This is a genomic window from uncultured Brachyspira sp., assembly GCF_944393015.1.
Lineage (GTDB): Bacteria > Spirochaetota > Brachyspiria > Brachyspirales > Brachyspiraceae > Brachyspira.
In genome coordinates this window covers 181,844-207,224 of record NZ_CALXYQ010000001.1, presented here as the reverse complement: position 1 = coordinate 207,224, position 25,381 = coordinate 181,844, and the positions used below count along the sequence as shown (strand labels likewise).

General features: G+C 27.6%; 24 protein-coding genes. 18 read left to right on the top strand and 6 right to left on the bottom strand.

Features of this window, described 5'->3' with window-relative positions:
• The first annotated feature begins 200 nt into the window (after positions 1-200).
• From Q0K19_RS00890 to Q0K19_RS00880, 3 genes are read left to right on the top strand one after another with little or no spacing between them, the layout of a single operon-like run.
• Positions 201-1,418, top strand: coding sequence for an FtsX-like permease family protein (locus Q0K19_RS00890; RefSeq protein WP_297244763.1), 1,218 nt, complete (start codon positions 201-203; stop codon positions 1,416-1,418).
• Positions 1,411-2,091: a hypothetical protein gene (locus Q0K19_RS00885; RefSeq protein ID WP_297244762.1), complete on the top strand. Its 681-nt coding sequence runs from the start codon at positions 1,411-1,413 to the stop codon at positions 2,089-2,091. Before Q0K19_RS00890 ends, Q0K19_RS00885 begins: the two co-directional genes overlap by 8 nt.
• Before the next feature lie 31 nt (positions 2,092-2,122).
• Positions 2,123-3,187 carry a hypothetical protein gene (locus tag Q0K19_RS00880; protein ID WP_297244761.1) on the top strand — a complete coding sequence of 355 codons (1,065 nt, stop codon included), beginning with the start codon at positions 2,123-2,125 and terminating at the stop codon, positions 3,185-3,187.
• A gap of 3 nt (positions 3,188-3,190) precedes the next feature.
• On the opposite strand, the gene Q0K19_RS00875 is transcribed toward Q0K19_RS00880, so the two are convergent.
• Positions 3,191-4,078, bottom strand: a complete 888-nt coding sequence (locus tag Q0K19_RS00875) for a glycosyltransferase (protein ID WP_297244760.1) — start codon at positions 4,076-4,078, stop codon at positions 3,191-3,193.
• A 401-nt stretch (positions 4,079-4,479) separates the two neighbouring features.
• Between Q0K19_RS00875 and Q0K19_RS00870 the strand changes: the two genes are divergently transcribed.
• The 6 genes from Q0K19_RS00870 to Q0K19_RS00845 all read left to right on the top strand — a co-directional run bounded on the left by Q0K19_RS00870 (position 4,480) and on the right by Q0K19_RS00845 (position 9,714).
• Positions 4,480-4,854 (top strand): hypothetical protein, encoded by a 375-nt coding sequence (locus Q0K19_RS00870; protein WP_297244758.1) that lies wholly within the window; start codon positions 4,480-4,482, stop codon positions 4,852-4,854.
• 176 nt (positions 4,855-5,030) lie between these two features.
• Positions 5,031-5,447 (top strand): hypothetical protein, encoded by a 417-nt coding sequence (locus Q0K19_RS00865; RefSeq protein WP_297244757.1) that lies wholly within the window; start codon positions 5,031-5,033, stop codon positions 5,445-5,447.
• A 338-nt stretch (positions 5,448-5,785) separates the two neighbouring features.
• Positions 5,786-6,844, top strand: coding sequence for an ABC transporter ATP-binding protein (locus Q0K19_RS00860; protein ID WP_297244756.1), 1,059 nt, complete (start codon positions 5,786-5,788; stop codon positions 6,842-6,844).
• Positions 6,841-7,659 carry an ABC transporter permease gene (locus Q0K19_RS00855; protein ID WP_297244754.1) on the top strand — a complete coding sequence of 273 codons (819 nt, stop codon included), beginning with the start codon at positions 6,841-6,843 and terminating at the stop codon, positions 7,657-7,659. The genes Q0K19_RS00860 and Q0K19_RS00855 overlap by 4 nt, the downstream gene beginning before the upstream one ends.
• Before the next feature lie 12 nt (positions 7,660-7,671).
• Positions 7,672-8,481 carry an ABC transporter permease gene (locus Q0K19_RS00850; protein ID WP_297244751.1) on the top strand — a complete coding sequence of 270 codons (810 nt, stop codon included), beginning with the start codon at positions 7,672-7,674 and terminating at the stop codon, positions 8,479-8,481.
• A 30-nt stretch (positions 8,482-8,511) separates the two neighbouring features.
• Positions 8,512-9,714: an ABC transporter substrate-binding protein gene (locus Q0K19_RS00845; protein WP_297244748.1), complete on the top strand. Its 1,203-nt coding sequence runs from the start codon at positions 8,512-8,514 to the stop codon at positions 9,712-9,714.
• Between the two features lie 97 nt (positions 9,715-9,811).
• Here the strand turns inward: Q0K19_RS00845 and Q0K19_RS00840 are convergent, their stop codons facing one another.
• Positions 9,812-10,684: an integrase core domain-containing protein gene (locus Q0K19_RS00840; RefSeq protein WP_367172099.1), complete on the bottom strand. Its 873-nt coding sequence runs from the start codon at positions 10,682-10,684 to the stop codon at positions 9,812-9,814.
• Between the two features lie 204 nt (positions 10,685-10,888).
• Here Q0K19_RS00840 and Q0K19_RS00835 point away from each other — a divergent pair, with 204 nt between their 5' ends.
• Complete coding sequence (locus Q0K19_RS00835) at positions 10,889-12,448, top strand: bifunctional UDP-sugar hydrolase/5'-nucleotidase (protein WP_297244744.1); 1,560 nt, start codon at positions 10,889-10,891, stop codon at positions 12,446-12,448.
• 847 nt (positions 12,449-13,295) lie between these two features.
• Here Q0K19_RS00835 and Q0K19_RS00830 read toward each other — a convergent pair.
• Together Q0K19_RS00830 and Q0K19_RS00825 are read right to left on the bottom strand one after the other, a co-directional pair.
• Positions 13,296-14,456 carry a phosphopentomutase gene (locus Q0K19_RS00830; protein ID WP_297244742.1) on the bottom strand — a complete coding sequence of 387 codons (1,161 nt, stop codon included), beginning with the start codon at positions 14,454-14,456 and terminating at the stop codon, positions 13,296-13,298.
• Positions 14,457-14,665: 209 nt separating this feature from the next.
• Positions 14,666-15,424 carry a glucosamine-6-phosphate deaminase gene (locus tag Q0K19_RS00825; protein WP_297244739.1) on the bottom strand — a complete coding sequence of 253 codons (759 nt, stop codon included), beginning with the start codon at positions 15,422-15,424 and terminating at the stop codon, positions 14,666-14,668.
• A gap of 168 nt (positions 15,425-15,592) precedes the next feature.
• On the opposite strand from Q0K19_RS00825, the gene Q0K19_RS00820 reads away from it, so the two are divergent.
• Both Q0K19_RS00820 and Q0K19_RS00815 read left to right on the top strand, forming a co-directional pair.
• Positions 15,593-16,255, top strand: a complete 663-nt coding sequence (locus tag Q0K19_RS00820; RefSeq protein ID WP_297244736.1) for an HAD family phosphatase — start codon at positions 15,593-15,595, stop codon at positions 16,253-16,255.
• Positions 16,256-16,350: 95 nt separating this feature from the next.
• Positions 16,351-16,785, top strand: coding sequence for a PTS sugar transporter subunit IIA (locus Q0K19_RS00815; RefSeq protein ID WP_297244734.1), 435 nt, complete (start codon positions 16,351-16,353; stop codon positions 16,783-16,785).
• A 66-nt stretch (positions 16,786-16,851) separates the two neighbouring features.
• On the opposite strand, the gene glyA is transcribed toward Q0K19_RS00815, so the two are convergent.
• Positions 16,852-18,279, bottom strand: coding sequence for a serine hydroxymethyltransferase (glyA, locus tag Q0K19_RS00810; RefSeq protein WP_297244732.1), 1,428 nt, complete (start codon positions 18,277-18,279; stop codon positions 16,852-16,854).
• Positions 18,280-18,515: 236 nt separating this feature from the next.
• Here glyA and Q0K19_RS00805 point away from each other — a divergent pair, with 236 nt between their 5' ends.
• The 5 genes from Q0K19_RS00805 to Q0K19_RS00785 all read left to right on the top strand — a co-directional run bounded on the left by Q0K19_RS00805 (position 18,516) and on the right by Q0K19_RS00785 (position 22,175).
• Positions 18,516-19,181 carry a hypothetical protein gene (locus Q0K19_RS00805; RefSeq protein ID WP_297244730.1) on the top strand — a complete coding sequence of 222 codons (666 nt, stop codon included), beginning with the start codon at positions 18,516-18,518 and terminating at the stop codon, positions 19,179-19,181.
• 97 nt (positions 19,182-19,278) lie between these two features.
• Entirely contained in the window at positions 19,279-20,583 is a 1,305-nt protein-coding gene (locus Q0K19_RS00800) for a variable surface protein VspJ (RefSeq protein ID WP_297244728.1), read from the top strand.
• 80 nt (positions 20,584-20,663) lie between these two features.
• Positions 20,664-21,062, top strand: a complete 399-nt coding sequence (locus Q0K19_RS00795) for a nitrous oxide-stimulated promoter family protein (RefSeq protein WP_297244767.1) — start codon at positions 20,664-20,666, stop codon at positions 21,060-21,062.
• 18 nt (positions 21,063-21,080) lie between these two features.
• Positions 21,081-21,479: a YbaN family protein gene (locus Q0K19_RS00790; RefSeq protein ID WP_297244726.1), complete on the top strand. Its 399-nt coding sequence runs from the start codon at positions 21,081-21,083 to the stop codon at positions 21,477-21,479.
• 69 nt (positions 21,480-21,548) lie between these two features.
• On the top strand, positions 21,549-22,175 hold the full coding sequence (locus tag Q0K19_RS00785) for a hypothetical protein (RefSeq protein WP_297244723.1): 627 nt from the start codon (positions 21,549-21,551) through the stop codon (positions 22,173-22,175).
• A gap of 94 nt (positions 22,176-22,269) precedes the next feature.
• Here the strand turns inward: Q0K19_RS00785 and Q0K19_RS00780 are convergent, their stop codons facing one another.
• Positions 22,270-23,232, bottom strand: a complete 963-nt coding sequence (locus tag Q0K19_RS00780) for a Gfo/Idh/MocA family oxidoreductase (protein ID WP_297244722.1) — start codon at positions 23,230-23,232, stop codon at positions 22,270-22,272.
• A gap of 205 nt (positions 23,233-23,437) precedes the next feature.
• Between Q0K19_RS00780 and Q0K19_RS00775 the strand changes: the two genes are divergently transcribed.
• Positions 23,438-25,099, top strand: a complete 1,662-nt coding sequence (locus Q0K19_RS00775) for a formate--tetrahydrofolate ligase (protein ID WP_297244720.1) — start codon at positions 23,438-23,440, stop codon at positions 25,097-25,099.
• The last annotated feature ends 282 nt before the right edge of the window (positions 25,100-25,381 follow it).

Here is a 25,381-nt window from a genome sequence, read left to right as displayed (position 1 = left end):
GCGACCGTAGGAAGTGCCTGTGGTATTGCCACAAAGAAGCAAAAAGGCTATATTTTTAACTTAAAATGCATAATTTATCTTACCTTTAAAATATAATTAATATTATTTAAAAGTATTTTTCACTTGCACTTTTTGGTTCTTTTTGCGGCGGGAAAAAGAACAATAATAAAATTTTATTAATAACTACAATGGACAGATAAATGAATATAATAAAATTAGCATTCGATAATCTTTGGTATAATAAAACCAGAACAATTTTAAATATGATACTTATTATAGTGTCTTTCGTATCTCTTATGATGATAAGCGGATATAATAACTTCACCAAAGAAGGTATTATTATAAGCGTTAATACAAGCGGTGGATCTGTTGTAATAGCTGATAAATCTTATTGGGATACAAAAAGCGAAAAAATCAATATGCTTAATAGTAATGATTTTGAAGTTATTTATAAAAAACTTGACACTATAAATGAAGTTAATGATTATCAGAAAAAACTTGATATAAGCGGACTTGTTGGTAATGAAAGTAAAAGTAAATTCTTTTCAGGTTATGCCTATGAGAAATCATCAAAAATAATGTCATCAGTTTCATTAAAAGCAGGTACTCCTATATTTGATGATGATATTGATACTATGGTTTTGGGCAAAGATTTGGGCGAGTTTTTTAATATTAATTATGATGATACACCTTATTTAAATTTGATGACAGATTTCGGTGAGGGTATAAATCTAGGCTCTTTAATGGCGGTAGGTTCAATGTCTTTAAATAATAGTGCTTCTGATGCTATTACTCTTTACTGTCCTCTTAATGCTATGTATGAAGTATTTGGACTTGAATATGGTAATGCTCATAATTTGTTGGTATATTTAAAAGATTATAAAAAGGCTACTGAAATAAAAAATGATCTTAATAAATATTTTAATGAAAACAATTTAAATTATGAAGCTAAAGATTGGAAAGATTTGAATGCATTTTTACTTTCAGTTATTGATATGAATACTAATAATTATTTAACAGCTTTATTTATATTAAGCATATTAGTATTCGTTTCAGTTATGCAAATGCTTACAACAAATTTTTTAGAGCGTTTGAATGAATTTGGTACTATGCGAGCATTGGGAATAAATATAAAAAATGTAACTTTACTTTTATTTTTGGAAATCATTATAATGGCAGTGTTAAGTTCTGTTATTTCAATAATTATTTCTTATGGTGCTTCAGGTATACTTAATGCTTCAAACTTTATAATGAAATTCCCCGGTGCTACAGATGGTTATCCTTTAAGTTTATTACTAACATTTAAAGATACTGTTTTAATATTTGCATGGGTATTATCTGTATCAATATTAGCAGGTATTTATCCAATAATAAAGGTTATTAGAATGCCTATAATAGAGGTGATAAAGTATGTGTAAAAAAATAGTGAAAATTTTATTTATAATAAGCATTTTATCTTTTAATTTGTACAGTCAGAATATATTTGATGATTTCGTTAAAATTTATAATAGAGATGGAAAAAACTATAAAATGTCCGGCACTTTCACAGATATAAAAGACGGCAAAAAGAAAGTTAATAATTTTGATATGATAGTTGGAAAAGATTATAAATTGATGTATTTAAAAAATAATAATACTCTTTTTCTTGCTAATAATCAGGGATATTTTGTACAGTCAAAGAATCAGGTTTCCCCTTTAAAAATTTCAGGAAGCTATGTTGTAACAGGGGCAGCAAACATGAATGATTTAATGTCTATAAACTTTACAGATGATTATAAACTTGACAAAGTTGTGAGTGATGAAGAAGTAAATTTAGTAAAGAAAAACAGAAGCGTTACTTATGCTAAAGCTACACTCAAAAAAATCGCAGGCGGATATAGTATAGATTTTTTTGATAATAGCGGAAAGGCATTGAAAAGAGGTATATACAAAATAAAAGATAATTATTTCAATGATATGGAATTTTATAATTTGATTATTAATACAAATACAAGTACAGTGTGTAATATATCAAAGACAGAGCCTTCAAGTTCATCAAGTTCCTATTTTAGAAGCGAGAACATGAAAATGCTTTTTAGTTTATTTAAATGATTAAATAATAATCAAAAATATTTGGTAATAAATGCATCGTATAAAAATATATTTAACCTTTTTTATATTTGCTGTATCCTCTATAGCATTCGCCGATATAACACCTAAATTCGGTATAAAAAATAGTTTTAATTATATAGATTTAAAAGAAAGCGAATATATACCAAATTCAATATTAAGTAATGATACTTATTTTTATTTAGGCTTTGAATATCTTAACAATAATTTTTATTTTTCATTCAAGCCTGCAATTAGAATATACACAAAAGACAATAGAGAACTTATTTATGATAACGGCAATCTTATAAAACAGAATGATAATAAGGCATATTTGTCTTTTACATTCGATGAAATACAATTTAATTATATAAATGAAATCTTGGGCTTTTATATAGGAAAGAGAAAATTCCATTTCGGAGAAGGTTTTAACAGACAGTATATGTTTGTAGGTGAAAGTGTACTTTATAATGATTATGAGGCTTTATATAATACCGAGCTTAATTTTTATCAGGGAAATATTACTCATTCAATAGGTTTTATTACGGACACTAAATCAATAGATTTATTAAAAGAACCACAGTATTATACTTCTTGGTATTATTTGAAATATTCTTCATCTCATTTGGGTTTAATGGGAATAACTAAATATACTTATGACTTACAAAAACAAAATAATTTAATGCTTGGTTTTGAGGCTTCATATATATTTGATATAGGCTTTAAAGTTTATGGAAATGTTACTTATAATATTTTAAGCAGCAATAATATAGGAAAAAGCCTTAATGATATAAAAAGTTTATTAGGTATTAATTATACTTTTATTTATAATTATGATTTTATACTTAGTCCTTATGTAGAATATTTTTATGAGGATAGTCATTCATTTTATTCTGTAGGGCTTTATTTATCTTTCCTTAATAATTTATTTAATATAATAACTTATTTTTCTCATTCGCCTAATTATAAAATGGATTTAAATGCTAAACTTCTTATCAATTATAATAATTTTAGTTTTACTTTTAATTATTATACTCCTTTCAAGAGCAATGAAATTTTAGGGCAGGCATTTGAAGTAAGTTTAGAATATAATTATTAATATTTACATAAACTTAAGTCTGAAATTATCTCTCCATTCTCTTTTTGGTATGAGCCAAGATATCTTTAGCATTAATTTATAAAATAGTTTATTTGTATTTTTATATCTGCTTCCGCCCATATTTATCCATTCATTATAATTTTCATTCCATAATTTTAAAGAATCATCTTTTATTCCGTTCCAAAACTTATGAAATCCGTAAGAATGAAGTATTTTAGCATCAGGAAAATTCGGATAATTATTAGGAAGCAGATAATATTTATTAATGTCTAATTTCTCTGGTTTAATATCAAATTCCTGAAGCATTAAACTGAATGCAACCTGTTCTGGAAAATATAAATTATCAAAGTATTTCAGAGTTGCATCATAGCAGAAATCATATATTTCATTGTAATTTTTTAGATGATCTTGTAATACTATAAGACCAGTTATCATACTGTCGCCTTTCATATTATATTCATCTATTTTATTAATTAAATTATTGGTTATAGCCCCTTCACTTATCAAAGCCTTAATACCAGATTCGGATTTATTTTCTAATTCGGATATATTGCCAGTAATATACACATCATAATCAGTATATATTACAGTTTCATATTCATTTAATAATTTTAAGCATTCAAATTTTGCAAATACCATATATGTAAAATGTTTAGTACCTGCAGTTTTATTATTTAATTTATCTTTTAATGGAAAGTCATAGTCTATAAATATAGTTTTATGTATATTATTTATTAATTCTTTATCTTTTTCTTTAAATTTTCCATCTGTGAAAACAATAAATTCATAATCAGAACCTTTATAGGTTTTTTGGAAATTTATAACCGCAGAAGCAATAGCAAATGTCATATTAGAAGTACCGCATAAAACAATGGCAAGTTTCTTTTTCATTGCTTTATACCTCTATTAAAATATATTGCAATGTCAAAAGAAAATATATTTTTATATTAGCTAATTTTTTGTATAATGATTTATTTATTGCTGATTGCTGATTGCTGATTGCTGATTGCTGATTGCTGATTGCTGATTGCTGATTGCTGATTGCTGATTGCTGTCAATATGTTTAAATTAAAAAAATTTTCTGCATTTTTCATATAATTAATATAACATAGATAAAATATAAGTCAACGATAAAAATATAAAAAATTATTTTAACAATCTTACTTATATAACTATAATGAATATAAAAATAGCATGTATTTTGATTAATTTTCTTAAGGAATAATATTATGAAAACTTTATATTGACATAGTAAAAAATATATTTATAATCAAAGGCTTTAGGAGGGATCTATGAAAAGAAACATTTTTAAACTTTTATTTATTTTATTAACTTTAAGCCTATTTTCTGTAAGCTGCAGCATGAAAGATTTGACGGGTTCAGATGAAGGCATAGAAAAAGAGTACAGAGGCAATAGATATGCAGGAAATCTTTCAGATGGATCAAAAGCTGAAATTTATATAAATAGTGATGGTTCTTTTGATTTAAATTGGAACGGTCAAGTAAAAGTTGAAGCAAAAAACATAATAAGTCTAGGTAATGGCAAATATAGTGCTTCACAAGGAACAAGCGGTTTTGAATTGCAATTTGAAAGTACATCATTAGGTTTAATAATAGTATATTATGATAATGGTAAGCAATTATTAGGTACACTTACAAAACAGTGAGAAATAAACTATAAAAATAAAGGGCTTTTGAAATAAGGCTCTTTTTTATTTGCATTAAAAATATTTATATAAAAATATTTCATATACTATTGACACTATTATTTTTTATAATAAATTAATATTGATTAATTTGTAATAATGTATAGTATTATAGAATATTAAAAAAAGGAGAAAATATGATTAAAAAATTATTTTTATTTAGTTTATTAGTATCAAGCTTTTTAGTGATAAGCTGCAGCAACAAAGATACAACAGGAGCAACAGAAGAAAAGCCTATAGGTACAGGTATAGATGCAAAATATGCTTATACTTATGAAGGTACTGAAGCTAATCCTAATGATCCTAATCAGTCAATAACTATGATTCTTATAGTTGATTCTAATGGAGGCGGTTCTTTAGAAATTAAAAGTACTATTCCAGAAATTACTTCTGATAAGAAAAATTTTACTTCTAGTCAAATTGATAAATATTCAGATACAAAATATAAATTTCAAGATGGATCCTTTGAATTCAATTTTAGTAATGATGGTAGTACAGTAGATGTAATCTCAGGAGGTGCATCTCTTCTAACTCTTAATAAGAAGCAACAATAATATAAAAACAAAAGAAGGGGGGCTTAAAAAAGCCCCTTTTGTTTGCATTGAAAAATATTTATATAAAAAAATTATAAAAATATTTCATATACTATTGACATTATTTATATTTGTATTATATTGAAACCCATTAAAAATTAATTATGCAATAGCTCGAGTAATGGATATTCTTTGCAGGTGTATCTGTTGACTAAGAAAGGCTTATTATTAATTATAATTAGCTAGAACGAAAAAAACCCTATGCGGGTAAGCGACGAGTAAACTGCGTTTTATACGTTAAGATGTATATACGTAATTTTACGGAGGCTATTGCAAATATACGCATAGGGGGCTTAATTATGAGCGATAATATTATCGTGTCTTTAAAAAATATCAATGTTTCTTATGATGAAAATTCTATACTAGAAAATCTTAATCTTGATATCAAAGATAAAGAATTTTTAACTCTTTTAGGACCGTCAGGCTGCGGTAAAACAACTATACTTAGAACTATAGCAGGTTTCATAAAGCCTGATTCCGGAGAAGTGCTTTTTGACGGAAAAGTTATTAATGATACTCCGGCTTATAAAAGAGAAGTAAATACTGTATTTCAAAGATATGCATTATTTCCGCATTTAAATGTTTTTGAAAATATTGCATTCGGGCTTAATCTTAAAAAAGTTCCTAAATCAGAGATTAAAGATAGAGTTCATCAAATGCTTAAAATGGTTAACTTAGAAAATTACGGAAACAGAAATATTGCTAGACTTTCAGGAGGACAGCAGCAGAGAGTAGCTATTGCGAGGGCATTAATCAATAAACCTAGAGTGCTGCTTCTTGATGAGCCTTTAGGAGCATTGGATTTAAAGCTTAGAAAAGAAATGCAAATAGAATTGAAGAAAATTCAGCAGTCATTAGAAATTACTTTTGTTTATGTTACTCATGACCAAGAGGAAGCATTAACTATGAGCGATACTGTAGCAGTAATGAAGGACGGTGAAATACTTCAGATAGGCACTCCTGAAGATATATACAATGAACCTAAGAATGCATTTATAGCTGACTTTATAGGCGAAAGTAATATTATAGACGGCATTATGCATGATGATTATGTTGTAGAGTTTGCAGGTTATATATTCGACTGTGTGGATAAAGGATTTGAAAAGCTAGAGAAAGTTGATGTTGTTATACGTCCTGAAGATATAATAGTTGTGCCTGCTGAAAATGCCAATATATCTGGATTAGTTGAATCTGCTATATTTAAAGGTGTGCATTTCGAGATGGTACTTGATGCACATGGATACAAATGGATAATACATTCTACAGAAAAATGGGAAGCAGGTACTGAAATAGGAATAGATATTGCCAAAGAAAATATACATATTATGAAAAAAACTGTAGAAGAGGTGATAATATGAAAACAAAAATACCAGCAATACCTTATTTAATTTGGACATTAGTTTTTGTATTAGTACCGCTTTTTTTAGTTATATATTTTGCTTTTACCAATCAAAGAGGAGATTTCACTCTAAATAACTTTGCAAATGTTACAGGATTTACACCTGTTATAGTTCGTTCTGTAATACTTGCTTTTGTTGCTACTTTGATATGTTTGATACTTGCTTATCCTTTATCATATTATATATCAAGACAGGAGAAAACAGTTCAGCATGCTTTAATAATGCTTGTAATGCTTCCTATGTGGATGAATTTTCTTCTTAGAACTTATGCTTGGATGACTATATTAGAAAATAACGGTCTTATAAATAAAATGCTTATGTTTATGGGGCTTTCACCTGTAAAACTTATAAATACTCAGGCAGCTGTATTAATAGGAATGGTTTATAATTATCTTCCTTTTATGATACTTCCGCTTTACTCTGTTATGACTAAAATACATCAAAGTTTGATAGAGGCTTCTCAGGATTTAGGTGCTGATTCTTTCAATGTATTCAGCAAGGTAATATTTCCATTGAGTTTACCGGGAATGGCTGCAGGAGTTACAATGGTATTTGTGGCTGCTGTAAGTACATTTGTAATTTCGCGTATGCTTGGAGGAGCCTCTAATATACTTATAGGCGATTTGATAGAGATGCAGTTTTTAGGTATGTCTTATAATCCTAATTTGGGTTCGGCTATAAGTTTGGTGTTAATAGTAATATCTTTATGTGCTATTATGCTTATGCAGCAGATAGATGATGAAGATGAAGATGTTAAGGGTATGTTTTTATAAGGATATGCTGTTATGATAAAGAAAATATTATCAAGAAGTTATATTGCTTTTATATTTTTATTTTTATATGCTCCTATAGCAATACTAATTTTTTTCTCTTTTAATAAAGCAAGAGGAAGAGGAGTATTTACTGGTTTTACTTTAAATTGGTACAAAGAATTATTTTCTAATGATTTGATACTTCATTCTTTTTTTAATACAATAATAGTTGCAGCAGTATCTTCTATATTTGCTACTATACTTGGTACCATGGCTGCTATTGGGATAAATAGTTTCAATAAAAAAATGAAAAGTGCTGTTATGGGTATTACTTATGTATCTATAATCAATCCTGAAATAGTAACAGGTATATCTTTAATGCTTTTATTCGTTATAATGAAACTTAAATTCGGATTTACTACTTTGATTTTAGCACATATAACTTTCAATGTACCTTATGTTATATTAAATGTGCTTCCGAAATTAAGACAGCAGGATAATAGTTTATATGAGGCAGCATTAGATTTAGGATGCACTCCTTCAATGGCTTTTTGGAAAGTTGTTATACCGGATATACTTCCAGGAATACTTGCAGGTTTTCTAATGGCATTGACTTATTCATTAGATGATTTTGTTGTGAGCTATTTTACTACTGGTATTACTTCTCAGACTTTACCTATCACTATATATTCTATGACTAGAAAGAGAGTAAGTCCAGAAATTAATGCTATATCTACTGTTATCTTTATAGTTGTGCTTGTGAGTCTTGTTGTTATGAATTTAAAAGAAATTAAAAAAGAAAAATATTTGATGCAGTTAAAAAGAAAAATAAATAAACATTAATAAAAAAATTATTTATAAGGAGATTAAAAAATGAAAAAGAAACTTTTTGCAGTTTTTATGTTAATTGCTATAGTAGCAAATGCACAAACTGTTAATCTAAACAGATTTGATACTAACTATTATCATAAATACAAAGGACAAAATTTATCAGTTAATGTTTATAACTGGGGCGAATATATATCAGATGGTTCAGACGGATCATTAGATGTAAACAAATTATTTGAAGAACTTACAGGAGTAAAGGTTAACTATTCAACTTTTGCTTCTAATGAAGAGATGTATGTAAAGTTAAAAGTCGGCGGTATTCAGTATGATGTTATAATTCCTTCTGATTATATGATAGAAAGACTTATAAGAGAAAATTTAGTAAGAAAATTGAATTTTAAAAATATACCTGCTCATACAAATATAGCTAAGAGATTTAAAAATTTACCTTTTGATCCTACAGGTGAATATTCTTTAGCTTATACTTGGGGAGTAACAGGAATAATTTATAATAAGAGTTTAGTAAGTGAAAGTGAAGATATGATAGATTGGAAAATACTTTTTGATAAAAAATATCAAGGTCAGATACTTATGTACTATAACCCTAGAGATGCTTTTGGAATAGCTCAGGCATATTTAGGATATTCTTTAAACACTACTAATGAGTCAGAACTTAGAGAATGTGCTAAACTTTTAAAAACTCAAAAACCTTTGGTACAGTCTTATGTAATGGATGAGATGTATGATAAGATGGAAGCTGGAGAGGCTGCTATAGGCGTTTATTATGCCGGCGACTCTTTAACTATGATAGACAATAATCCTGATTTGAATTTCGTTATTCCTAAAAAAGGTGCTAATTTATTTGTAGATTCTATATGTATACCTGCTTCTTCAGGTTCTCCTGAATTAGGAGAGATGTATATTAATTTCTTATCTGAACCTGAAATAGCTTTAGCTAATATAGAGTTTATAAATTATGCTTCTCCAAATGATGGAGCTATCGCTATAATGAGTGATGAAACTAGAAATAATAGAATAATATATCCTGATCAGGAAACTTTAGATAATTGTGAAGTTTATATAACTTTACCCGATGAAACTAATATCTTAATGGAAGATTTATGGAATGAAATACTTTCTAATGACAATACATATAAAGGCTGGGTAATACCTGTTGCTTTAGGTGTTATAGTTTTACTTTGTGTTGTTATTATAGTATTGAAAAAGATGAAAAAAAGAGAAAACTAATAAAATAGTATTTGTAATATTATACTAAAAGCCTAGTATGTTTTTTACATACTAGGCTTTATTATTTATTAAATGCACAGGAGCCAGACATATTGCATTAAGTATTCCTTAGTTTTTTAAAGTATAACATAGGTGTATCATAATTTAAAGCTGAATGTATTCGTTTATGATTCCAAAAATTATTATATCTTTTTAATTTTTGATTAGCTTTTTCTAAAGTTAATTCTTGTGTACAATAATCATAGAATTCTTTTTGGTCTCGGTTATGTGTACTTTCTACAACACCATTATACCAAGGACTAGCGACTGGGCTATAAACTCTTTTAATATGTTTATTATTACAAAACTTGTCTAACGGATGTTCTGTTTCAAATAAATGCTTACGATAAGTAAACTCAGTGCCATTGTCTGTTTGAATGCAATGAACTCTAAAAGGAAAATATTCTATCAAACGTTCCATAAAATCAATAGTGCTATCTGGAGTTTTTTCATTATACAAATATCTAAAACTTATTCTTGTAGCTAAATCAACAGCTGTTAGCTGATAATAGCGTATTTCACCAAAAAAAGCATACTTTGTATCTATTTGAACCTTTTCGCCTGCTTCTTTTATATAAACAGCATGCTTTCCTCTATGTTTTTTTCTAATTTTCTTCTTTTTCTTATTATACAAATGATGTTCTTTTAAGATTGTTTCAATAGCTGTAGTACCTATTTTAATATTTTCTTTTTCTAATAATTTCTTTATTTTTACTTTACCATATTTATATTTCTTACATATTTCTATTACTTTGTTAATAATCTTTTTATTTTTAACTTTATTAGGACTATTTTTAGGTTTTCTGCTCTTATTTTCTATTATGCCTTTTTCTTCTAATTTCTTCTTCCAATAATAATAAGTTCTAATACTAATATTAAATTTTAAAGCCTGTGCTTTTTTATTTTTTACTTTATTAATAATTAATACTATCTTTTTTTCTGTTCTGTATTATATTGTTGCATAGGTATTCCTTTTTGTTTATTTCTAGCAATTTAAATTATAAGGGATACCTACTTTTTTTAAACTAAAAGTGTGCAATATCTGTGGCTCTTAAACATTATTATTTATTAAATTATCTTGAAAAAGAGAATAATAGATATATAATTTAAAAACAATATTTTAAGGAGAATGCAAATGTTTAAAAGATTGCATGTTATTTTGTTATTATCTTTAATTCTTTTGTTTTCATACTCATGTTCTAATTCAACTGCAAAGAAAACAGGAAATACAGGTAATTTAACTATAATACATATGAATGATACGCATGGAAAAGATGAGGAGGAGAGAGTTGTTAATAAAGATGTAAATCCTCCGGAAACCAATTATATGTATGGAGCTGCTAGAAGAGCTTCATATATAAAACAGGTAAAAGCCACTAATAATAATGTATTAATTCTTCATGCTGGAGATACTATTACTGGAAGTATTTATTCTACAGTATTTCAGGGAAGAGATGAAGTTGATATTATGAATATGATTGGTGTTGATGCTGCTGCTGTTGGAAATCACTTTGTAGATTTTGGACTTAGTAATTTTACAGAGATAATGAAAGAGAGAAAATTTCCTACACTTTCTTTAAATATAAAAAATAAATCAGATAATAGTTATTATGCTACTCCATATATAGTTACAAATGTTAATGGACTTAATGTTGCAATTATTGGTGTAACAACAACAGATTCAGTTTATAGCCCTAAAAACATTGTAGATTTAATATTTGAAGAAGAAATTAAATCATTAAAAGATTTTCTAAAACAAACTCCGCTTAATACTACTAATGATGTTACAATATTACTTAGCCATGTAGGTTATGAAGGCGACAAAAAAATTGCTGAAGCTATACCTAATACATTTGATATAATAATAGGCGGACATAGTCATACTGTATTAGATAAAGCAGAAGTTGTTAATGGTACTCCTATAGTTCAGGCTGGTTCTTATGGACATTATTTAGGACATGTTAATTTTAATGTTAATAATGGTGTAGCAGATAAAAATAATTTAGATTATAAATTAGTAGCTATGGATCAGACAATAGAGCAGGATAAGGATATGCTTGCATTTATTGATGAGATGAAAGGTACAGTAGATAAAGAATTTAATGTTAGAGTAGGAAGTTTACCTATGGATTTAGCTCATGATGGAATAAGATCCAATTCTATGCCTATAGGAAATTTTGCATGTGATTTGGTAAAAGATTCTTATGAAAATGTTGATATTGTAATGATTAATTCTGGAAATTTAAGATCTGTATTAAAATCAGGCGATATTACTTTAGGAAATATACAGAATGAATTTGCTCCTTTTGATAATGAAGTTATTATAGTTTCATTGAATGGAAAAGATGTACTTGATATGATAAAACTTTCAGGTCAAAAGAGAGGAAATGGAGGATTCTTGCAATATTCTAAAGGTATGGAAGTAAAATACACAGCAAATGGAGAGTTAATATCAGCTAAATTGAATGGAGAGGATATAAGCGAAGCTAAAGATTATAGTGTTATTTTATCAGATTTTGTATTTGATGGCGGTGACGGATATGTTGATGCAGATAACAATCCTATAGGAAGAAAGGGAAAAAATGTTGTTCATACAGGAAATGATATAAGAGATGCTTTAATATCAAAGATTAAAGAATTTAATAATATACCTGCTGATTATATCGATCAAAATCCAAGAGTTATATTTGAATAATAATTAGAACATAAATAAGAGTCTGGTTTTATTAAACTAGGCTCTTCTTTATATAGAATAACTTTCTAAAAAATTAACTGACACGCGGTGATTAGATTTTAAAACTTAAATAAATTATATTATAGAATAATTTCTAATATAATTTTTATTTAAACGCGTGCTAATATAGTTCATAAATTTAAAAAAGACTAGGGTGGGGCATGTTATTTTTGTGTTTGTAAAATAGAAATAAAAAGTGAAAATAACTGATTATGATAATAAGGAAAAAGGGCGGGGATTGTAATAAAATTTAAAAATCATTTTATAAATGCCCACTATTTATTCTTTTTAATTATACTGAAAATTTTTAAGTTTATCAATTTTTTATTGTTCTTTTTCCCGCCGCAAAAAGAACCAAAAAGTGCAAATGTAAAATTAGTACTAAATCATACGAAATTTGTTTTACATGTAATATAAATTATTAATTTAAGATAAAATATAGCCCTTTTGCTTCTCGGCGTAGGCGGGCTTCGCCTGTGGCAATACCACAGGCACTTCCTTCGGTCGCAAAAGAAGTGGGGGTGTGGTGGCTAGTTCCCACAAATAATAAAACTAAGAAAATAATTTTTGACAGAATATAGTTGTTTAGGTATATATTATAAATTATTAATTTTAATTAAGTTTTTTAGCCACACCCAAGTTTTTATTAGAATTTTACATTTCATTAACGCACGTTTAATGAAAATTTTTATTATAGATCAAATTATTATTAAGAATTATTTATATCCATGATTTTGTTTTACGTGCGTAAAAATTAAGGCTGATATAAATTAATATACCAGCCTAAAAATAATATTAGTAACTTTTATTATAAGAAACAACCTTCAAGTTTAGTGTCGCCAAGTAAATGTTTTTCTATTGATGCTGCTATAGAAACAAAAGAATCTTTAACACCTATATTAACATTTTTTTTCAAATTTTTTCCATAAGCAAGTATAGGTATATATTCTCTTGTATGATCGCTTCCCTTGTATGTAGGATCGCATCCATGATCTGCTGTTATAATGAACAAATCATCATCATTTAAATTTTCAATCATTTCAGGAATATATTTATCGAATTCTTCCAAAGCATTTTTATATCCTTTTGGATCTCTTCTATGTCCGTAAAGCATATCAAAATCAACTAAATTTGTAAATATTAATCCTTCATCAATTTCCTTAATAGCCTTAATAGTTTTTTCTATACCATCAAGATTGTTTTTATTAGTTTGTCTGTTTTCTGTGATTCCAACACCTGCAAATATATCGCTTGTTTTTCCTATGCCTACAACAGGAAGATTTTTATTTTTTAATCTGTCAAGCATAGTTTCACCGCTTGGAGGCACTGAATAATCATGTCTTCTTTCAGTTCTTTTATAATTTCCTTTAGTTCCTATATAAGGACGTGCTATAACTCTTGCTACAGGAGAATATTCATTGCATATTTCAAGAGCTTTTTTGCATATATTATAAAGCTCATCTACAGGTATTATTTCCTCATGAGCTGCTATTTGAAGTACAGAATCTGCAGAAGTATAAACTATTAAAGAACCATTTTTTAATTGTTCATCAGCATAATCGTCTATAACTTCAGTACCTGAATAAGGCTTATTGCATACAACTTTTCTTCCTGAAAATTCTTCTATTTTTTTCAAAGTAATTTCAGGAAATCCATTAGGGTAAGTATTGAATGGTTTTTCAGATACTAATCCAGCTATTTCCCAATGTCCTGTAGTAGTGTCTTTGGCCTTAGAAGTTTCCATAGCTTTTCCGTAATATCCTATTGTATTATTATTTTTTGAAACCCCTTCTATATCTATTATATTTCCAAGTCCTATTTTTTCCATATTTGGAAGACTTATTCCTCCATTAGCTTTAGCCAAATGAGCAAGAGTATTAACTCTCTCATCTCCAAAAACAGCTGCATCAGGTAAAGCACCAACACCGCAGCTATCAACCACTATTAAAACGGCTTTCTTTTTATTCATATTTTATTATCCTATATTTAATTTTTTATATCTAATTTAAATATAACCATTTTTTAAGAATTATATAAAATATTATTTAATGTGTATATTATATTTTTTATAATAAAAATTAATAACTATAGAAATATTATATAAATAAATTTTTTGGCATAAAAAAGGGATAGTATTAAACTATCCCTATTTTTAATAATATATTTAAGAATGATATATTATTTTTTGCATCCTTTTTTCTTTTCTAAACCTATAGCATCAGCTAATTCCTGATCTATAACAACAACAACATCATCATGAAGTTTAAGGAAGGTGACAGGACATTTAGTAGTAACTTTATCATTGGTAAGAAGCTCTTTCATAGCAGCAGCTTTTCCTTTACCAATAGCAGCTATAACTATTTTTTTAGCCTTTAATATTCCGCCCATACCCATACTGAATGCTTCTTTAGGAACATCTTTTTCTGAAGCAAAGAATCTAGCATTAGCTTTAATAGTTTTTTCATCTAATTTAACGCATAATGCATCGGCATGTAAAGCCTCATCAGGTTCATTAAATGCTATATGTCCGTTAGGGCCTACTCCTAATAATTGTATATCTCTAGGAAGTTTATTTATTTTATCATTAAATTCTTTCAATATTTTTTCTTTTTCTCCTATACCTTTAGGAACAAAAGTATTCTTTTTATCAATATTAACATGATCAAATAAATTTTTATTCATGAAATATCTATAGCTTTGTTCATTTTTAGGATCTAATCCCTTATATTCATCTAAATTTACAGATTTAACATTTTTAAAATCAATTTCTTTTTTTTCATAAGCCTTTATTAAATGAGGATATACAGCCTCAGCAGTACCTCCTGTAGCAAGTCCTAAAACTGCATCTTTTTTCACTTTTAATAAGTTAATAATTTCTGCTGCTGTTTTTTTTCCTACCGCATTTGCATCCTTAGCAATAATTAATTTTAATCCCATAATAATATACTCCTTTTATTTGGATTATCATATTTTTCATAAATCAGCTCTTTGTGCAAATTATAACATATATATAATTTATTATCAAACATTATACTGCTATTGATTTTGATAGAAAAAAATATAAAATATTTGCATCAATAAATATTTTAAAACATTAAGGAAAAAATGATGGATAAAAATATAAAGGTAAAAGCTGTAATATTTGATTTTGACGGAACTTTAGTTGATAGCGAAAGTTTATATACTAAGGCATTGATTAAGGTAGCAAATGAGATGAATGTACTTAAAGGGGTTGATTTTAAATCTTTAACAGGATATCAGACTAAAGATATAGATAATATTTTGAAAAAAGAAGGCTATCATATACCAGATAATTTATTTAAAGAAGCCGAAGTTCGTTTTCATAAAATAATGGAAACAGATTTAGAAACTTTTGATGGTGTTATGGAAACATTGGAGAGGTTTAAAGATTTGGATATGGTTATAGCTTCCAATAGTAATATAGAGTATGTTAAAAAACATTCTGATATGAAGGGAATATCTAAATATATTAAAGGCTATTCTTGTTTTAATGAAAAATTAAGAGCTAAACCTGAACCGGATTTATTTTTGTATGCATTTGAACTTCTTAAAGGTTATAATAATGATTTAAAAAAAGATGATGTTATAATATTTGAAGATAGTTTGGCTGGTATTGAAGCGGCTAAAAAAGCTGGCATTAAATCTATAGCAATTACTAATAGTTATAATAAAAAAGAACTTATGGATAAAGGTGCTTATATAGTTGTTGATAAAATAAATGAAGTATTTAATTATATAGAATTATAGTTTTTAAATGTATATTTTTACTAATATAATTATTGAAATTTATGTATAAATATTATATAAAATTAAAGTAATTATTAAAAATGAAGGATTTTAATATGTTAAAAGAGATGTTAAATGGTAAAATACAAGTTGTTGAAAGCATAGAAGATTGGCAGGAAGCTTTAAAAATAGCAGCAAAACCTCTTTTAGATGCTAAAAATATAGAACCTAGATATATAGATTCTATTATAGAAAATGTAAAAAAGAATGGGCCTTATATTGTTTTAACTGATGGTGTTGCTATGCCTCATTCAAGACCTGAAGCTGGGGTTATAAAAGAAGGAATGAGCTTATTAAAAGTAAAAAATGGTGTTGATTTTTATCAAACAGAAAAAAAAGTATATTTATTTTTTACTTTAGCTGCTAAAGATTCTAACAGCCATCAGGATGCAATAGCTGATTTGGCAGATGTTCTTGGAGATGATGAATTGTTGCAAAAAATAATAGAAAAAGATTTAAAACCAGAAGAAATTTTAAATTTATTTAATTAATTTATTGTTTAAATTAATAAAGGGAGCTTCAAATTAATGAAGCCCCCTTTTATTTTATAAATAATATTACATATCAGCTATAAACTTATACATAGGGAATTTTTTACATAGAGCAGCTACTTTTTTAGCAACAGCATTAATCATTTTTTCATCATTACTATTGCTTAGAACTTCATCTATATATTGAGTTAATTCCATAACATCTTTTTCTTTTAAACCTCTTGTAGTTATAGCAGGAGTACCTAATCTTATTCCGCTTGTAACCATTGGGGATTCAGTATCATAAGGTATACCGTTTTTGTTTATAGTTATATGTGCTTTATCTAAAATAGTTTCAGCAAGCTGACCAGTTATGCCTTTAGATTTTTTCACATCAACTAATATTAAATGAGTATCAGTACCGCCAGAAATCAATTCATATCCTTTAGCTAAGAACATATTAGCCATAGCTTCAGCATTTTTTACAACTTGCTCCTGATATTTAACGAATTTAGGATCTAAAGCCTCTTTAAAACATACGGCTTTAGCAGCTATAACATGCATTAAAGGACCGCCTTGTATGCCAGGGAATATAGTTTTATCTATTTTTTTAGCTAAATCTTCCTCTGTAGAAATGATATATCCGCCTCTAGGACCTCTCAAAGTTTTATGAGTAGTACCTGTAACGAAATGAGCATGAGGAACAGGGCTAGGGTGAACACCTGCAGCAACAAGTCCTGCAATATGAGCCATATCTACCATTAATAAAGCACCAACTTCATCAGCTATTTCTCTAAATTTTTTGAAGTCAAGGAATCTAGGATAAGCACTTCCGCCTGCAACGATTAATTTAGGGTTAAGTTTTTTTGCAGTATCTCTAAGCTCATCATAGTCAATTTGCATAGTTTCTTTGCTAACATTATAGTGTTGGAAATTATAAATTTTTCCTGAGAAATTAACATTTTTACCATGAGTTAAATGTCCGCCTGAATCAAGTGATAATCCTAAGCATGTATCTCCTGGCTGAAGAACTGCCATATAAACACCCATATTAGCTTGAGAACCGGAATGCGGCTGTACATTTATAAAAGGAGCTTTGAATAATTTTTTAGCTCTTTCTCTTGCTAAATCTTCTACAATATCAACCTCACTGCAGCCGCCGTAATATCTTTTTGACGGATAGCCTTCAGCATATTTATTTGTAAATATAGAGCCTTGTGCTTCCATAACAGCACGTGAAACTATATTTTCGCTAGCTATAAGTTCAAAGCCATTAACTTCTCTCTTATACTCATTTTTCATTGCAGCAAATATCTCTTTATCAGCACTTTTTAATGGAGTTTCTGATACATAATATTTAGGAGCAACTACTTTTTTCTCTGCAGGTTTTGAAGCTTTTTTTACATTAACAGCTTTCTTAGATGCAGCTTTTTTGTCAACAACTGTTTTCTTAGCAGCTTTTGAAACCTTTTTTGATGAAGATTTAACTGCTGCTTTTTTCTTAGATACAGCCATATTTCCTCCAATGAAATTTATTATTTAATCAAATTTTTGTTTGAAGTAATGATATATCAATATAGTTTTTTTTTCAATTATTAAAATAGTATTTAATGTGTTTTTTTTATTATTTTGAATTATAAAAAATTATAAAATAAAATGTTTTATTTATTTTGGCTATTGATTTTTTTTATTTAAATGTTAGAATATACTAACAATTTGAATTAATATACTAACTTATTCTAGAGGCATAAATGAAATACATAATTATTTTATTTATAATAACAAATATAATATATTCTTATGAATCTAAAGAAATAAATAGTTTTTATAATGAATATTATTCTTCATCATATAATATTAAATTAATAGAAAATAATTCTTCTAAGACTTATAAAAATATATATTCCCTTGTTACATCAAAAAGCATAACTAATGAAAAAGAAAAATATAATTATTTGAAAGAAGCTATAAATGATAATGCTGATTATATAAAATCTGAAGATATTGATTATTTGATAAGTGTATCTGAGCTTATGAGTTATATAGTTTATTACAGCGGACTTTCTGAAAAAATTTCTTTTGGATCTAAAAGCAAAGAAATATATAAGAAGATTTTGGAGAAAGATGATTCTAATTTTTTCGCTCTTTTAGGTACAGCTATCGGATATATGCATGCTCCGGCTATAGCAGGCGGAAGCAATAAAAAAGCTTTTGAATATTTTAATTCAGCATTAAATAATTCAAAAGAAAAATATCAGAAATATTTATCTTATGTTTGGTTATCACAATACTATTTTAAAATAAAAGACGATGAAAATTATAATAAATATATTGAAATGAGCAAAAAAATATATCCTAATGGAAAATTATTGAAGGAGGCCGTAGAGAGAAATAATACTAAAAATAAACCGTTATAAAAATAGTTTAATAATAGTGATAGGATAAAAAATATATTTGAATTAATAAAAGTACAAAGTTGTTAAAAAAAATTATAAACAAAATAAAGGATTATATATGAAACGTTTATATTTTATTTTAGCGGTTTTATTAATAACTGCTTATAGTGCATTTAGTTATACTGTTGTAGAAGATTTCAATGATTTTTTAGTTGATGAAAATCAATTAAGAATAAGGCTTGATAGATTCGGCGTATTAGCAGGAACTGAAAATTTAAGATTTATGGTTGGAGTATCAGGAGAAACTGCAGGAGTATTGCTTGATAATTTAGACAGCGGTACTAAAGGAGGAATAAATACATTCAGACCGGCAGCAATAGCAGGATTTGGATATAAAACAGAAAGTTTTGGTATAGGTTTGGGTTATCAATTCAAATATGTATCAGGAAGCTGGCAGGCACATACTCCTATAATAACAGCAACAGCTTTGAATGATAACTTGAGAATCAATGTACCTGTTACAATAGGAGTAGGAAGCGGAAATGTTAATAATGGAGATATAGCAGTTTCAACAGATACTAGAATAGAATATTATACTGGAAACAATATATTCAGCAGAATAAGAGTTAATCTTAAATATGGTATGTATAGATTAAAAGCTAATGAAAGCAGAAGCGGAGATTTAACAGGAGGCGGTAATTTACCTATGAATATGGGGACTGTAGGAGAGAATGGTAAATATGGATTTACTAAAGATACTACAGCACATTCTATAGGTATAGATGTTAGAGGTTATTTTATAGCGGCAACAGATCCTGTATTAATAGAGCCTCAAATAAGAGTATTATATCAAGGTTCTATAGCAGATTTTACAGGTACTTCATATAAAGTTACACCTCCAGGAATGGACTCTAAAGAAGGAGGAGCAGGATTCGGACTCTATAATATAGATGCTTCAAATCCTATAGGTGCTTTTTCAATAGGTGATACAGGTTTTACTATGGCCCCATATTATGATTTTACTGCTCACAATATAGCATTTACTGGTGAGGGAGCTTCAATAGAAATAGGAGGTACAGAATATTATATAACTAAGCCTCAATTTATAGGTGTATCTGTTCCTGTGGGTTTTACTGCTGAAAGTGAGTTTATTACATTGTATTTAGAGCCTGCATTATCTTTCTCTATGATTACAGGGGGAATTAATGCCTATGCGAGCAGTGCTAAGCCTATGAGAATACCTCCTATATTCTACTCTGTTGGATATTTAGTATATGGAGAATTATATATCACTCCTATTCCTAATTTGGAATGGTATTTTGAGGCTCAAATAGGAAGTGCTACCACTATTGATAGTATAGGAGATAGTAAGCAAGGAGGTTTGGCTTTCAATGGAAGTACTGGTATCACTTGGAAATTTTAATTTGCTAAATTATTGATTTTGGGTAAATAAATTTATTGGGTGTCTTAGAATATAAGATGCCCAATATAAAAACTACTAATATGAAAGTTATTTTAAAAAATAAAGAAAATAATATATTAAAAATAAAAAGAAAAATAGATTATGAAAAAAATATGCTGCTTTATATGATTAAATTGTATTGTAGATATAATCATAAAGAGTATCATAAGAATTATAATAAAACATTTGGAAGTAAAAATATTTGCAAAGAATGTGAAGAAGTTTATAATTATGCTTGTGAAAGAACTTCAAAATGCAGATTCATTTCTACAAAAACATTTTGCAGTGCATGCTCTTCTCATTGCTATAAAAAAGAGATGAGAGAAAAAATAAAAAATATAATGATTTTTTCTGGAAAGAGAATGATTTTTTATAGACCTGTAATTGCTTTGAAACATGTTTTTGTTATGCTTGTACGCAATATGAAGAAAAATATTTAAAGTTATTGAAGGTGTTATATGAGAATATTATTTATATGTTTAGGTTTTATTTTTGTAGGTATAGGTGCTGTGGGAATAGTTGTGCCTATACTTCCAACAACACCTTTTCTTTTGCTTGCATCTTTCTTTTTTGCTAAAGGCTCTAAAAAATTTCATGATTGGTTTATGTCTACAAAACTATATAAAAAATATTTAGAAAGTTTTGTTAAATCAAGGGCTATGACTTTAAAAGCTAAACTCACTATACTTTTGCCTGTAAGTGCTATGCTTATAGTTACATTTATTTTTGTAAATAATCTGCATGCTAGAATTGTTCTTGTAATACTTTTTATTGCTAAGTATGTATATTTCTTTACTCAAATAAGAACTATAAAAGAAGGCGAAGAAACAGCAGAATTAGAAGAAAGCAATAAATAATTATTTGTAATAAATAATAACATTTTTTGCATTATTGATATTTCCCTTTGTTTGATATTGGGAGATATGATGAAAATACTAATTAGATATATTTTTATGGTGAATATTTTATTTTTTAATTTATTTACTATAGTATATTCAGAGGATAATAAAGAAAATAAAGAAAATGATGAAAAAAAAGGCTTTCAGTCTGTATTAGATAATAGATTTTTTTCTATAGGATTATTCAGCAGTGCGGATTCTATAAAGACAACTGTTAATATAGAATTTGGTTTTAAGATAATGAAATATAATAATTTTCAAATAAAAAGCTATACTGCTGTAACAGGTTCAAAAATATATGATGATAGTCCAGAAATGTATCAGCTAGGACTTATGCAAAAATTTACTTTTGGCAATAACGATGAATATACTGGCGAGATAGGTATATCAAGATATGGATTTGCTTTTTTTAGTTTTGGATTTTTATCTTTTGATCCTGATAAAAGCGGAAAATTTTTATTTGCTTCTCCATACTATTGGGAGGTTGGGGGAGGAGCCGGTTTTAATATTAATGTGAGTAAACATGTTGGTATAGTATTAGAGTTTGGCGGCGGACTTCATCTTGTTCCTGACGGTAAAGAACTTGGATATCCTGCAAAAATTAATAAAGCCGGATTTGGCAGAATGAGTATCGGAGGAAGGTATTATTTTTAAATTGCTTCTCCTAAATTATTATAATTGCCTAGTAATTATATAATTAATTTTTAATATAATTACTAGGCAATATTTGTTATGTGCAGTAAAATTATTACCAAGTTTTTTTAATTTCTTTTAAAATAGCTTCAGTTAATTTTATTGTATTCACATCATCTTCAATAGATACGAATCTTTTATCTTTTCCCAATATGCAGTTAGCAAAATGTTCATCTTCTAATTTTAGAGGATTATCTCTATGTATAAATACTCTTTCTATTATAGATTCCTGCTTATAATTAATACCTACTGAAGTTTTTATATTACTTTGACTTGCTGCCTGTCTATGTATAGTTATATCTTGAGTGGCATAGTCTAATATAAAATATGCTTCCTCTGTACTGATAGCTAAAGTTCTTATTTTTTCCTGAGTTACTCTGCTTGCACTTATTGTTGCTATAGTTGAATCTTCAAATTCTAATAATGCACTTGCAATATCTTCATTATTTGTTCTTATTCTTTTTCCGCTTGCTGAAAATCTTACTATTGGTTTTTTCACTAAAGAAGTAACTATATCTAAATCATGTATCATTATATCAAATACAACACCAACATCAGTAATACGAGGAGTAAAAGGAGCTAATCTTCTAGCTTCTATTAAATAAGGTTTTTCTATTATATGATGAAGTTCCTGTACAGCACCATTAAATCTTTCAACATGACCAACTTGAAGTATAACATTTTTTTGTTTAACGATTTCTTCCAATTCCAAAGCCTGAGTATAAGTTTCTGTCATTGGTTTTTCTACTAATACATGTTTTCCTTTTTCTACAGCTTTTTTAGCTATTTCAAAATGATACATTGTAGGGCTTGCTATTATAACAGCATCAGCATTATCTATCGCTTCATCTAAACTATTAAATTTTCTTATATTATGTTTTTGTGATATTTCATTTAAATGATTTTCATCAGCATCGTATATGCCTGATAAATTTATTTGATTTATTTGGCTTACAACATTTAAATGGAATTGACCCATTCTTCCTACACCTATAAGACTTATATTTACTTTATCCATTTGCAATCCTTTTTTATAAATTAATAATTAAATGCTTAAATAAATTTTATTTGTAATAAATATTTTAAACGTTCTAAAGATTATAATAATAATTCTACAAAATTCAATAATATTTTTTTATTTTATGAAATTTTATATACTATCAAATATTTTAAAAGTATAGTATATTTTAAATCTATATAAAAATTATTTGATTGGAGTATGTATGAAAACAGATATAGAAATAGCTCAAGAGTGCAAATTGGAAAGAATAGAAAAAATAGCAGAGAAATTGAATTTGACTGATGATGATTATGAGGTATACGGAAAATATAAGGCAAAGATAGAATTATCATTATTAAATAAATTAAAAGATAAGAAAGATGGAAAATTAGTTTTAGTAACTGCAATAACTCCTACACCAGCCGGAGAAGGAAAATCCACTGTTACAATAGGGCTTACTCAAGGATTAAATAAAATAGGGGTTAATGCTGTTGCTGCTTTAAGAGAACCATCTCTTGGTCCTGTGTTCGGTATAAAGGGAGGTGCATGCGGAGGAGGCTATTCTCAAATTGTACCAATGGAAGATATTAACCTTCATTTTAATGGAGATTTTCATGCTATAAGCAGTGCCCATAATTTAATATCCGCTTGTATAGATAATCATATTAAACAAGGAAATGAATTAAAAATAGATGTTAATAAGATAGTATTCAAAAGAGTTTTGGATATGAATGACAGAGCTTTGAGAGATATAGTTATAGGACTTGGCGGAAGTGAGAATGGTGTTGTAAGGCAGTCATCATTTCAAATAACTGTATCATCTGAAATTATGGCTATACTCTGCTTATCAAATTCATTAATGGATTTAAAAGAGAAAATAGGAAATGTTATATTTGCTTATGATATTAATGATAATCCTTTGAGAGTGAGAGATTTAAAAATAGAAGGTGCAGCATGTACACTCCTTAAAGATGCCATAAAACCTAATTTAGTACAGACACTTGAGAATACTCCTGTTATAGTTCATGGAGGTCCTTTCGCTAATATTGCTCATGGATGTAATTCTATACTTGCTACAAAAATGGCTTTGAAATTATCCGACTATACTATTACAGAGGCAGGTTTTGCTGCTGATTTAGGAGCTGAAAAGTTTCTTGATATTAAATGCTGTCTTGCCGGTTTAAAGCCTAATTGTATTGTATTGGTTGCTACTATAAGAGCATTGAAACATCATGGAGGAGCTTCTGATATTAATAAAGAAGATTTAGGAGCTTTAACTAAAGGTTTTGAAAATTTGGATAAACATATTGAGAATATGCAGAAATATAATGTTCCTGTAGTAGTTGCTATTAATAAATTTGTTTCTGATACTGATAAAGAAGTGGAATGCATAACAAAACATTGCGAGAGTAAAGGAGTAGATATTTCATTATGCGAAGTTTGGGCTAAAGGCGGAGAAGGTGCAATAGATTTATCTCATAAAGTTTTAAAAGCAGCTTCTGAAGAATCAAATTATAAGCCTTTATATGAATTAGAAAAAAGTATAAAAGAAAAAATAGAAACTATATGTAAAGAAATATATGCAGCAGGGGAAATTAAATTTTCTAACAAGGCATTAAAAATGATGAAGAAAATAGAAAATATGGGATTCGGTAATCTTCCTATATGTATATCAAAAACTCAAAAATCAATATCAGATAATCCTGCTTTACTAAATGCTCCTAAAGGCTATACATTAAATATTGATGAAATAAAACTTGCATCAGGAGCGGGATTCATTATTGCTATGGCCGGCGGTATTATAGATATGCCGGGACTTCCTAAAATTCCTGTTGCATGCAATATAGATATAGATGAAAATGGTAAGATAAAAGGTTTATTTTAAAATATTTAGAATATACTGAAAAATTTTTAAGTTTGTCAATTTTTTTATTGTTCTTTTTCCCGCCGCACGCCACAGGCGGACAGCGTCAAAGAACAATAAAGTGCAAGTATGAAATTAGTACTAAATAATACTAAAATAGTTTTACATGTAATATAAATTATTAAATTAATCTAAAATATAGCCTTTTTGCTTCTTTGTGGCAACAAAAGAAGTGGGGTGCGGGGCAAAGCCCTGCAAATATTTAAAATTTAAAAAAATTATTTTTGACAAAATATAATTGTT